This is a genomic window from Rheinheimera tilapiae (assembly GCF_042432165.1).
Lineage (GTDB): Bacteria > Pseudomonadota > Gammaproteobacteria > Enterobacterales > Alteromonadaceae > Pararheinheimera > Pararheinheimera tilapiae.
The window spans coordinates 2,322,279-2,334,724 of record NZ_JBHLXP010000001.1; the positions used below are offsets into that span (position 1 = coordinate 2,322,279).

Consider the following 12,446-nt stretch of genomic DNA (forward strand, 5'->3'; position numbering starts at 1 on the left):
TTACCTTTTTGCCCTGAAAATATTACAGGCGAAGGCTGTGGTAAAGCATTTTCTGCACGCAATCTCAGATAAGAAGAAAAGCCACTTCTTATACGAATGACTTATGCCTAAATTTCGGGATAAAATCCGTTTACCTGTTCAGTACCCAATAGAATACTGAGTTACAGTGGCATATTGGCGAGATTATAGTCGTAATATATTATTCCTCAAATATATTATCTGATGAATATTTGTGCTAAAAAATAGTCGTTACCTACTGATATCCCGGAGCAGAACATGGTTTATATGAGCAAGCCGCTGAGCGCTCTTTTCGCTTACCGAACGATGCATCTGTTACTTGTAATGTTACTGGCGATGTTGCTGCAAAGTTGTAGTCAATCCGGCCCGGTGCCAATCAATACCGAGCACCAGTCGGTGAACCGCAATGAACGGGTCCGGCTGTTGGTGTTGCATTACACGGCAATTAACTGGGAACGTTCGCTAAAAGCACTGACTCAGCCAGGTGCAACTGCAGTCAGCGCACATTACTTAATACCGGAGAGCTTTGATCCCACCTATCCTGCCGACAAGCCGCTACAGGTTTATCAACTGGTGGCGGAAACGCAGCGTGCCTGGCATGCTGGCGCCAGCCGCTGGGAAGACCGCAGCGCGCTGAATGATCAGTCGATTGGCATTGAGCTGGTGAATCTGGGCTGGTGCCATCAACGTACCGTACCTTTTGCTGAACCTGGCAACAACGAACTTTGCCTGACGCCGGATTTTGACCCGGCACAACTGCAGTTACTGGCCAACTTACTGAAAGATATTTTGGCGCGAAACCCAGAGATCAGCCCCACCCGTGTCGTCGCACACAGTGATATTGCACCGTCACGAAAACAGGACCCTGGCCCGCGCTTTCCGTGGCAATGGCTGGCAAATCAGGGCATTGGTGCCTGGTATGACAATCAGACGTTATTAAAGTACTGGCAAGGTATCAAGGCTATGCCTGACGCCCGCATGGTGCAACGCGCCTTGCAACGCTATGGCTATGGGATTGTCGTCACCGGTGAATGGGATCTGCAAAGCCGCGATGTGCTACTGGCGTTCCAGCGCCATTTTGTGCCAAATCGGGTCAGCGGTGAATTAGACCCAGAAACCGTTGCAGTGCTGTGGGCCTTGCTGGAAAAGTATTTTCCTGACAGTCTGAACGGTCCTGAAAATCTGGCACTGACATTAGAATAATAAGTGCCATGTCGAATTATTTAATTGGTTGAATTGAGGTGAAACTTTGGCTGAATGGATGACGCTGATCCCCGCGGTGGTGGCGATTGCTGTGGTGTTGTGGCGAAAAGAAGTAATAGTTGCATTGTTATTGTCATTATTCAGCGCTGAGTTGCTGTTATTGATCAAAGGCGGCAGTTCAGTGGTTGGCGCGACGGCCGTCGGTGCGGTCAACACGCTTGAGGCCATGACCACGGTGCTGACAGATCCGGGTAACGCCCGCCTGTTGCTGTTTGCGTTGATGGTCGGTGCCTTGATGGCGTACATGCGCTATTCCGGCGGTGTTGCGGCGCTGGTGACCAGTTTGGTCAACCGGGGCGTGGCCAAAACCGCCCGGCAAAGTAAGTTATTGGCATTCTGGACCGGTGTTGTCATTTTTATTGAATCGAATCTGTCAGTGTTAACCGCCGGCATTTTATCGCGGGGCTTGTTTGATAAATTTAAAATCAGCCGGGCCGAACTGGCGTACATCATTGACAGTACCAGCGCGCCGATTTGTATCCTGATCTTACTCAATGGCTGGGGTGCCTATGTCTTAGGGCTGATCTCACCTTACGCACTGCAAGACAACCCGGTGTCAGTGTTGATGTCGACTATTCCGCTGAATTTCTACGCCATTTTCACTCTAATGTTATTGTTTTTTACTATCTGGACTGGCCGTCATCTGGCGCCGATGCGTCGTGCTAATGAACAGCTGAATAAAATCGATGGTCATGACGAGCAGGAAGTCGCACCAACCAAAGCCCGTTATATGCTGGTGCCGCTGCTGACGATGATTGTCGGCATGGTCGGTTTCATGCTGTGGACCGGTAACGGCGATCTATCGCAGGGTTCTGGCTCTAAATCTGTGTTATATGCCACGACGTTAAGTTGTGTGGTCGCTTATCTGATGCTGTTACTGAGTAAACAATACAATCATCAACAGTTGGTCAATATCGGTTTTAAAGGCATGAGTGAGTTGCTGGGGTTGGTCAGTATTTTGTTACTGGCATTAGCGCTGGGCCAAAGCCTGAAGAACCTCGGCACTGGTTTATATATCTCTGGCGTCGTCGCTGAAACCCTGCCGCTGTGGCTGATCCCGGCGATGTTATTTTTAGCCGGCGCGCTGATTTCGTTCACCACCGGCACTTCATGGGGCACATTCGCCATCCTGATCCCGATTGGCATGCCGTTAGTGGTGAATCTTGGTTTACCCCCGCCGCTGGTGCTGGCTGCAATTCTGGGTGGTGGTGTATTTGGCGATCACTGCTCGCCTATTTCAGATACCACTGCCGTCAGTGCCGTGGCAGCCGGTTGTGACCTGCTGGAGCATACCCGCACCCAACTGCCTTATGCGTTAATTTGCGCGGGGCTGGCGCTAGTCGGTTATCTGGTCTGTGGCCTGGTGATGATTGGTTAAATCACCCAGTGGGATCGAAAAAGCAGCCTGGTGCTGCTTTTTTTATTAGTGGTGGTAGGCAAAAAATGCAGACGCTATTGTCGGCGCTGTCAGCGCAGCGGCTCTGCACTGGATTGCTGGTCCAGCAACTGCAACAAAGATTGGTAAATCAAACCACTATGGGCGGATAAACCAATTTCACAGGTGCGGCTGGTGGAATAACCGCCCTGACAACTACTGACTTGACTCTGCAGCGGCGCCAGTGCCGCGGCATTGAGTTCTGGTAACTGGAAGCCTTTGTCGCCGGCAAATCCGCAACAATGGATATCCTGCGGCACCACCACATTGCGGCTCAGTAGCATCGCGAGTTGCAACTGCGCGCCGTCGGCTTGCATCCGCCGGCTGGAGCAAGTCTGATGCAACGCAATGCTGTGCGCTGTCGGAGTCACCTGCAAGCGCGGCAACAGATACTGCAGCGCAAAACTGGCCGGTTCTAATAACTGCAGCTGGGCGTAGCGCGGATCTTTCGCCGCATCTTCCAGCAGTTTGTGCGCACAGGGGCTGGTATCGACCAGCACCGGACGTTGGCCCTGCTGACTTTGTTGCCACAATACCTCCAGCACCTCAGCGGATTTGGCCGCTGAAGCATGAAATTGGCCCTTACTCTGAAATGGCAAACCGCAGCATTGGCTCGTAAGCGCGGCAGGATAGCTAAAACGTAAGCCGGCTTTATCCGCGAGTGCGCGGACAACCTCAGTTAAATTACGCGGATCCGGATTGTCAGTCTGCGGCCCCATCACCCGGCTGACACAACTCGGCAGGTAGATAAAATCCACGTCATTTTGTTCATCTGCAAACGCCAATGCACCGGCACTGGTTGGCATGGTGCTAAGCCAGACCGGCGAACCATAAGGATGTAAACGCTGAGTCAGCCGTTGTAGCCGGCCGGCACCGACGATGCGTGCGGTGGCATGTCCAAGCGTCAGCCCCATACCAGCGATTGTTGTCACCGTAGCAAAATGAGCGGCCAGCGCTTGGCTGACTTTACCTTCAGGCTGGGCAAGACTGCGACTTTGCCGCGTCAAATCGCCAGTGTTAATTCCGACCGGGCATTGCGTTGCACAGAGACCACAGGCTGCGCAAGTCTGCACTGCCTGATAATCATGATGCTGCAACAAGTCAGCCGACAATTTCGCTTTGCCTTCTGCATCCAAAGTCGCGAGATGCCGGTTCGCGACAATGCGCTGACGTGGTGTCATTGTCAGATTGCGTGATGGACAAACCCGTTCACAAAAACCACATTCGATACAGGCATCGATCAGCGGATTGCTGATCGGCAATGGTTTTAACTGTTTCAGGTGTACCAGCGGGTCATCGTTCAGTAAAACGCCCGGATTAAAGATACCATTTGGGTCCAGCAGCTGTTTGATCCGGCGCATCGCGGCATAGGCTTTGTCGCCCCATTCGCGCCGGACAAAAGGCGCCATATTGCGGCCGGTGCCATGTTCAGCTTTCAGAGAACCGTCAAAGCCATCAACGACATGGCAAACCACCGCATCAATCAGCTGCTGATATCTGTGTTTATCTGCTTCTGTGGTAAAACCCTGCGCAAAAATAAAGTGCATGTTGCCGTCAAGCGCATGACCATAGATCACCGCATCGGCGTAGCCGTGTTGATTCAGCAAAGTACGCAGTGCTGCCAACGCTTCGGTCAGCCGTGCTACCGGATAACAGACATCTTCAATCAAAGCCGTAGTCCCGGCGGCTCTGGTGGCGCCGACCGCAGGAAACACGCCTTTACGCACATTCCAGTATTGCTGACATACCAGAGCGTCGGTGCTGAACGCCAGGCTACGTGGGTCTTTCATAGGCGCGATGGTCTGTTCAATCAGCGCTATCTGGCGCGCTAAGGAGTCCGGAGTTTCGGCACCAGTCTGAACTAGTAGCGCAGTGACGCCGGCTTCCAGACCAGCCACAATCGGCGGAACGCCTACCTGATGGCGGACAGCAGTCAGCGCATTGTCGTCGAGCAATTCACAGGCCCCGACCACCTGACGCCCTAACTCAGACAACGCCTGCACCGCAAGACCGGCTTGCTGCAGGTCCTGAAACAGCAAAAACGCACTGGCACTGCAGGGATCCAGTGCAATAGTACGCTGCGTGACCTCGGCGATAAATCCCAGTGTTCCTTCTGAGCCAATCAGCAAATGACACAGCATCTGCAACGGATCGTCGAAATCCAGCAGCGCGCGCAGGCCATAACCGGTGGTATTTTTCAGCTGATACTTACGACGAATGCGGCTACTGAGTTCGGTGTCACTGCGCAGCGTCGCAGCAACTGCACTAAGGTCGGCCAAGAGTTCAGCTTTGTGTTGGCGAAACTCGGCAACGCTGATTGGATCGGCACTATCGAGCACAGTACCATCCGCCAGCACCAGTTTTATTGCGTGCAACACCTGATAGGTATCCAGCGCATTCATCCCGGAAGCATTATTAGCGCAGATGCCACCAATAGTTGCACTCGCCAGCGACGCCGGCACCGGCGCGATCATCCGGCCATAGGGTTTTAGCAAGCTGTTGGCATCGCCGCCTCTGACCATCGGACCGCATCTGATTAACAAACCGTCCTGCTCTATCTGGCTATAACAAAAGCCATTTCCAAGTTGCACCAACACCTGATCAGTCAGCGTCTGGCCGGATAAACTGGTGCCGGCAGCCCGGAACGTCAGGCCAACTTGATAGCGCTGGGCTGCGGTCAATACCTGCTGTAGTTGTTCAAGATTATCAATACGTAAAATAAGCTGAGGGATCAGTTGGTAAAAACTGGCATCGTGGCTTTTGGCGATGAGATCTAACGGGTTAGTGTTGAGTGCGCCTGCGGGCAACTGCGGGCTGATATCACGGGCAAAAGCTGCGATCGCTGCTGCGTTGGTGGCAGACTGGTTGAAAAGGTTCCGGCCCGTCGCAACGGTTTGTTCCGCTGTAGCCTGATTGCCATGCATTGCCATCACAGTCACCCGATAATTTATTCGCCTATTACCCAATATACTTCAGTAATTATTCGAATGGTAGCAGGTGACTGTCGGCAGCGCTGGCTTTAGTCAGCTATTGGCTTCAGCTGCGCTATGCGGAGTCAACTCCGTCAGTTGTTGCGCCAGCAGTTCCGCATCGACCGGCCAAAACATTTCGTCGCGCGGTTGTTCCACCCCGGTGACACCGTCTTGTGGCCGGCAGTTTTTCAGGGCATCACGCCATTCCTGCGGTACTTGGTCAATTCCACCTATAGCACCAAAGACAGCTGCCACAATCACAGTATTCGAACCGGTATCGCCACCGAGTCTGATGGTGTCGACCATCGCCTCGCCAAGCGATTTAGCATACAGCAACTGAAATAACAGATTTTGAAAAGCTGCCAACGCCGGATTTTGTTGCCGCAACTCAGTGCTCCCCGGCATAAACAAAGCTTGTTGGATACTTTGCCTGATCGCCGGATCAACTTTGAGCTCTTGCGCCCAGACATCAACATCCTGATACAAGGTCTCAGCATCCGCGCCGGTATCGATGGCTTTGGCCAATAACATCGCATACAGACCGCTTAACTGCTGCATCTGTAAGGCATTTTGCGTCAACGCGGTATCGGCCATCGCCCAGGCGGCGATTTGCGGCAGCGAATAATGGACGCCCAGAATACACAGTGGCGTTAACCGTGCCAGCGCGTTAGCGGTGTAGTCTCTTTCATCGGCACCACCGACAATGGCGCGTTGTAGTGATGCGCCGAGCGCAAAAGGTTCAGTGCTGAGCCAGTAGCGATAAGCTGAGAGCGCCTGATCTTCGTGATAACTACGGCAATACTGCAGCATGCGGGCCTGCAACAGCATCAGTTCGCCCTCTTCGGTCGGTTGCCCGGCCAGTGTGTGCCATGGACCACAATCCTGGAGTTGCAACAGTTCGGCGGCCGGCTTCCGTCTAAGTTCCGCCGGCTGACAAAACTCAAACTGGGTGCCCAGTGCATCTGCTGCCAATGCCGCAGTCAGCGCGCCCTGTGCCCGTTGCAATGTGGATAAAGACATGACACCTCCTGTATGCATTTAAACTGTTGCACAGTCTGCAGGCTGAGCAGACACATTGCAAGCTTATGATTTTACAAAAGTCCGTATTTATGCGGCTTGCAGCCTGATCCAGACAACAAAGCCAACCCGAGGGTTGGCTTTGTTATGTGCAAATAAAAACGAGGTTAACGAATTAACCGCCGTATTTTTCTGCCAGATACAACCAGGTTTCCAGTACTGTATCCGGGTTCAGTGACACTGAGTCAATGCCCTGATCCATCAACCAGGCGGCAAAATCTTCGTGATCTGATGGGCCCTGGCCACAGATCCCGACATATTTGCCTTTGGCTTTGGCCGTTGAAATGGCCATCGACAGCAGTTTTTTGATCGCCGGATTGCGTTCATCAAACAGATGCGCAATCAACCCGGAATCGCGGTCGAGACCTAAAGTCAGCTGGGTCAGGTCGTTCGAACCAATCGAGAAACCGTCAAAGAATTCAAGGAATTCTTCCGCCAGCAGACAGTTCGACGGCAGTTCACACATCATAATGACTTTGAGGCCATTTTCACCGCGTCTTAAGCCTTGTTCAGCCAGCAGGCCAATCACCGCCTCGGCTTCACTTAAAGTGCGTACGAACGGGATCATGATCTCAACATTGGTCAGGCCCATGTCGTTGCGCACCCGTTTTAACGCTTCGCACTCCAGCGCAAAACAATCGCGGAAGTCTTCGGAGATATAACGCGAAGCACCACGGAAACCAATCATCGGGTTTTCTTCATGCGGTTCATACTGACGACCGCCAACCAGATTGGCGTATTCGTTCGATTTAAAATCTGACATCCGCACGATGACGCGTTCCGGCGCAAAAGCGGCGGCCAGCGTCGAAATACCTTCGGTCAGCTTGGCGATATAGAATTCGACCGGCGACGCGTAACCCGCCATCATTTCGTCGATTTGGGCTTTCACATCGGCCGGCTGCACGCTGTAGTTCAGCAAGGCTTTTGGATGCACGCCGATCATCCGGTTGATGATAAATTCTAAGCGCGCCAGACCAATACCGGCATGCGGCAGCTTGGCAAAACCAAAAGCACGTTCCGGGTTCCCGACGTTCATCATGATCTTCATTTTCAGTGGTGGCATCGCATCAACACGCGATGTCACGACGTTAAATGGCAGAATGGCATCGTACACAAAACCGGTGTCGCCTTCAGCGCAAGATACTGTCACTTGCTGGCCGGTTTTGACTTTCTCGGTAGCGTCACCACAACCCACCACAGCCGGAATGCCGAGTTCGCGGGCGATGATCGCCGCATGACAAGTACGGCCACCGCGGTTGGTGACAATGGCAGAGGCCCGTTTCATGATTGGTTCCCAGTCCGGATCCGTCATGTCGGTGATCAGTACATCACCTGGCTGGATTTGGTCCATGTCGGCGATGCTGGCCAGTACTTTGGCAGTACCAGAGCCAATTTTGTGGCCGATGGCCCGGCCTTCGGTGACGATGGCGGCGCTGCCCTGTAACTGGTAGCGTTCCATTGAATTGCTGTCTTCGCGTGAGCGCACCGTTTCTGGCCGCGCCTGCACAATGTAAAGCTTGCCGTCGATGCCATCTTTGGCCCATTCGATATCCATCGGACGGCCATAGTGTTGTTCAATCGTCACCGCCTGACGGGCTAATTCTTCAACTTCGGCATCGGTTAATGAAAACTGCCGGCGTTTCTCCGCCGCAACATCTTCGATCCGTACTTGTTTACCGTGGCTTTGTTCGCTGGAGTACACCATTTGCACCAGCTTGCTGCCTAAGGTGCGACGCACCACCGCCGGACGGCCGGCACTGACGGTTGGTTTATGCACATAAAATTCATCCGGGTTGACGGCGCCCTGCACCACCATTTCGCCGAGGCCGTAGCTGGAAGTGATAAACACCACGTCTTCAAAACCAGATTCGGTATCGATGGAGAACATCACGCCGCTGGAAGAACAATCTGAACGCACCATGCGCTGCACACCGGCCGATAACGCCACACCGCGGTGATCGTAGCCCTGATGTACGCGATAAGAGATGGCGCGGTCATTAAACAACGAGGCAAAGACGTGTTTAATCGCTTCAATGACGTGCTCGTAACCACGCACGTTTAAGAAGGTTTCCTGCTGACCAGCAAAAGATGCATCCGGCATATCTTCGGCAGTCGCGCTGGAGCGCACCGCGAATGAAGCGTCATTCCCCATGCCAGCACACAGCTGGTCAAAGGCCTGACGAATGGCAGTTTCAAATTCCGGTTGGAATGGCGTGTCGATCACCCACTGGCGGATCTGCGCGCCGGCTTTAGCCAAAGCGGTCACATCATCAACATCCAGGCCGTCGAGCAGCTGATAAATCCGCTCGTTGACGCCGCTTTGCTCAAGGAACTGGTTAAATGCGTCCGCGGTTGTAGCAAAGCCACCCGGGACTTGCACGCCAACACCGGCCAGGTTACTAATCATCTCACCCAAAGAGGCATTTTTGCCTCCAACCCGCGGGACATCGTGCATGCCCAAATCCTGATACCAAACAACGAATTCTTGCACAGTATGTCTCCAATTTTTGTTGCAGGTTATGTAAGCTTACAGCGGCAGCCACTAAAGCGAAATAATTCTACACTGCTGGCCGTCTGAATTAAAACGCTAATTTTTCATGAAAATTTATAACAACAAATGGAGTTTCAGATGCGTACAGCCTTTTATATCTCTGACGGTACCGGCATTACATCCGAAGTATTCGGACATGCTTTGTTATCGCTGTTTGAAGCCGAATTCGACCATGTCACTATCCCATTTGTCGAAACTGCCTTGAAGGCAGAACAGGCCAAGCAACGGATTAACGATCGTTATAAAACTACCGGAGTTCGACCTTTGGTGTTTTTAACTTTTGTCGACGAACAACTGCGCGCGATTATCAATAGCTCTGAAGGCGTTTGTTATGACTTCCTGAACGCCTTTGTCGACCCGATGCAAAAAGAGCTTGGCATCCCGGCGAAACCAAAAACCCACCGCACCCACAGCATTCACGAAAAAACTTATGATTTTCGCATCGATGCAGTCAATTACGCGTTAGCCAATGACGACGGCGCTAACCTAAAAGATTATGCCAAGGCTGATATCATCTTAGTCGGTGTCAGCCGCAGCGGCAAAACGCCAACTTCGCTCTATCTGGCACTGCAATATGGCATCAAGGCGGCCAATTATCCGTTTGTCGAAGAGGATATGGATTCGTTGAGTTTACCGGCGGCTCTGCGGCCGCACCGCAATAAGCTGTTTGGCCTGACCATCACGCCAGAACGCCTGAGCCAAATCCGCGAACAGCGTCGGCCTGGCAGTCGTTATGCGTCGCTACGCCAATGCAAGCTGGAACTGGATGAAGTGGAAAATCTGTATCAGAAAGAACGAGTGCCGTTTTTAAATTCCACCACGCTGTCGATTGAAGAGATCAGCGCGAAAATCATGGCCGAAACCGGGCTGAAACGGCAGAAGTACTAAGCTGGGTGCTGGGCCGCCAGTTGCCACAGCGACAATGCCCGCGTTGCAGCAGTGGGATCGGCGTTCAAGGCGGCCTCTGTTTCTGCGCCGTCTTTTAGCAGCAGGAGCAGCGCGAGCTTCGCACTGGCCTGTTGCTCCAGTGGCCAACATAACTGCAGATGCGGCGCTAACAACGCCGCCAAATCTAGCCTGAACTGCTGGCAACGCGCTAGGACTGCCTGGTCCTGCACTTCTAACGCGACTTTAGTAAAAAAACAGCCGTGAAAACTGTGTAACTGTGGAGCTTCGCCGGCAAACCAGTCGTGTAGCGCCAGAAAAAACGCTTCTAGTGCGGCCGAACCCTGTTCCACCTCGCTCAATCGCTTTGCCATCCAGTCCAGCCAATCGGTTGCCCTTTGTTCTAATACCGCCAGCAATAACTCCTGTTTGGCCGGAAAATGGTGATACAAGGTTTTTTTAGCGACGCCGGCAGTGCTGAGTACTTCGTTAATACCAACCTGATGCACACCACGCTGATAAAACAGCTGAAATGCCGCCGATACCAATTGGTGTTTTTTATCCACGACCTGTGCCGATGCTGTATTACTCATGGTTCTGTTCCTTCGTAACGAGCGAAACAGATTGACAGAGGTAGACCGACTTGTCTACCCTGCTGTTTCAGCAAAAAAACCGCAGTGCCTGCTGCGTGGAGTGTTAGAGCATGTCGCTATTTCGTTGGCAATTTGTGGTTTCTCTCGGTGCTTTTCTGGCGATTTGGCTGTTATGTCAGTCTGCAGTCTGGCTGCATGGTTATAGCCTGTTGATGGCGCCGTTTGGCGCGACGCTGGTGTTGATTTTCGCTACCCCTGACAGCCCACTGGCACAACCCCGTAATGTCATTGGCGGCCATCTGTTAGCCGCCACAATTGCGCTGGCGTTGGTGCATAATTTTGGTGACGGTGCCGCAGTCACCGCCGCAGCGGTCGGGTTGTCGATCTTATTGATGTTTCGCACGCATACAGTGCATCCACCGGCGGGCGCCACCGCATTAGTCGTGATGATGACCAAACCCGGCTGGTTATTTTTGCTAACGCCTGTCGCTGCCGGAGCTGTGGGGTTGGTGCTGCTGGCTAAGTGTTACCACCGCTATTGCGCGCAGCCATTGCGTTCCTGAGCGGTTATTTCAGTCCCAATTGCCGGCACCACTGCGCCGGGTCCGGTTTTATGCTGCTTCCCGCTTCGTATTGATGGATCCAGTCCACAATTGCCTGATTCACTGGCGTGGCAATACCGTAGCGCTGGCCCAGCGCAACGACTGCGCCATTTAAAAACATAATTTCTGTGCGCCGGCCCTGCAGTAAATCCTGATACATCGATAAACGAGCTTGCGGGTCAATCCGCAACATCCGGCTTGCTAAGCGTCGAAACAACCAGTCCGGCAGGTTTAATACCCATGGCAAAATGCCAGGGCTCACAGAAGTATATTGGCGGGGAGTCACTTGCTCTTTGTCGCAGATAGCCAGCCATTCCCGCATCGATGCGGCTAACAGGCGGCGCCAATCGCGGTGCAGCAATTGCTGTCGTAACGGCAGATCGCTGATCGCATTTAAAGCATTGTTCAAATTCAACAATAACTTACCGTATTCTGCTGCCTGCATATCGCTGTCAGACTGCACAGCCAATCCCTGCGCATGAAACACGTTAGCCACATATTGCATCAGGATCTGCGGCGTTGTTGGCCAGATCAGGTTGCCACTACTGCTTTGCTGAAACTGCCCCGGCGCAGCCTTCACGACGTTAAACGGTACGATGGCGCGATAGACCGGATTATGCAGTTGTGACTGGATGATGTCGCTGATACCAATGCCGTTTTGCAGGGCAATTATTGGTACGTCGGGCCGCAGATGCGGTTTGATTTGATGAACCAGCGTTGCCAAGGCTGTAGCTTTGACCGTCAGTAACACAATATCGGCTTCAATCAGACTGACGTAAGAAGTGTAAAATGCAACCGCCGCAAGGCTGGCCTGAAAATGTTCGGTGCCGCTTTGCCAGCTGGCCGTCAAGCCATGAGCGGCAAGTTCAAGGCCCATATAATCTCGACCAAACAACAGTAGTTCTAAGTCGGGATCCTGCGCCAGAATGGCAGTTAAAAAACAACCGATGCTGCCTGCGCCGACAATGCCCACCCGGTATTTACGACCACTGGTTTGCACTTTGGTTTGCAGATCCTGCATCGGTTGTCCTTGACCGGTTAGACCGGCTG

General features: G+C 52.8%; 9 protein-coding genes. 4 read left to right on the plus strand and 5 right to left on the minus strand.

The window, feature by feature from the left end; translation table 11 throughout:
* Nucleotides 1-276 precede the first annotated feature (276 nt).
* Nucleotides 277-1,221, plus strand: a complete 945-nt coding sequence (locus ACFFJP_RS10045; RefSeq protein WP_377242989.1) for an N-acetylmuramoyl-L-alanine amidase — start codon at nucleotides 277-279, stop codon at nucleotides 1,219-1,221.
* Between the two features lie 46 nt (nucleotides 1,222-1,267).
* On the plus strand, nucleotides 1,268-2,659 hold the full coding sequence (locus tag ACFFJP_RS10050; protein ID WP_377242991.1) for a Na+/H+ antiporter NhaC family protein: 1,392 nt from the start codon (nucleotides 1,268-1,270) through the stop codon (nucleotides 2,657-2,659).
* Between the two features lie 89 nt (nucleotides 2,660-2,748).
* Here the strand turns inward: ACFFJP_RS10050 and ACFFJP_RS10055 are convergent, their stop codons facing one another.
* The 3 genes from ACFFJP_RS10055 to ppsA form a co-directional block, all read right to left on the minus strand.
* Nucleotides 2,749-5,646, minus strand: coding sequence for an FAD-binding and (Fe-S)-binding domain-containing protein (locus ACFFJP_RS10055; protein WP_377242993.1), 2,898 nt, complete (start codon nucleotides 5,644-5,646; stop codon nucleotides 2,749-2,751).
* A 93-nt stretch (nucleotides 5,647-5,739) separates the two neighbouring features.
* Complete coding sequence (locus ACFFJP_RS10060) at nucleotides 5,740-6,708, minus strand: ADP-ribosylglycohydrolase family protein (protein ID WP_377242995.1); 969 nt, start codon at nucleotides 6,706-6,708, stop codon at nucleotides 5,740-5,742.
* A gap of 172 nt (nucleotides 6,709-6,880) precedes the next feature.
* Nucleotides 6,881-9,256, minus strand: a complete 2,376-nt coding sequence (ppsA, locus tag ACFFJP_RS10065; RefSeq protein WP_377242997.1) for a phosphoenolpyruvate synthase — start codon at nucleotides 9,254-9,256, stop codon at nucleotides 6,881-6,883.
* A gap of 138 nt (nucleotides 9,257-9,394) precedes the next feature.
* Between ppsA and ppsR the strand changes: the two genes are divergently transcribed.
* Nucleotides 9,395-10,204 carry a posphoenolpyruvate synthetase regulatory kinase/phosphorylase PpsR gene (ppsR, locus tag ACFFJP_RS10070; RefSeq protein WP_377242999.1) on the plus strand — a complete coding sequence of 270 codons (810 nt, stop codon included), beginning with the start codon at nucleotides 9,395-9,397 and terminating at the stop codon, nucleotides 10,202-10,204.
* Here the strand turns inward: ppsR and ACFFJP_RS10075 are convergent.
* Entirely contained in the window at nucleotides 10,201-10,794 is a 594-nt protein-coding gene (locus ACFFJP_RS10075; RefSeq protein ID WP_377243001.1) for a TetR/AcrR family transcriptional regulator, read from the minus strand. The two genes, ppsR and ACFFJP_RS10075, sit on opposite strands and share 4 nt — an antisense overlap.
* Nucleotides 10,795-10,904: 110 nt before the next feature.
* On the opposite strand from ACFFJP_RS10075, the gene ACFFJP_RS10080 reads away from it, so the two are divergent.
* Nucleotides 10,905-11,357 carry an HPP family protein gene (locus ACFFJP_RS10080; RefSeq protein WP_377243003.1) on the plus strand — a complete coding sequence of 151 codons (453 nt, stop codon included), beginning with the start codon at nucleotides 10,905-10,907 and terminating at the stop codon, nucleotides 11,355-11,357.
* Nucleotides 11,358-11,361: 4 nt separating this feature from the next.
* On the opposite strand, the gene ACFFJP_RS10085 is transcribed toward ACFFJP_RS10080, so the two are convergent.
* Entirely contained in the window at nucleotides 11,362-12,417 is a 1,056-nt protein-coding gene (locus ACFFJP_RS10085) for a 2-dehydropantoate 2-reductase (protein ID WP_377243005.1), read from the minus strand.
* Between the last annotated feature and the right edge of the window lie 29 nt (nucleotides 12,418-12,446).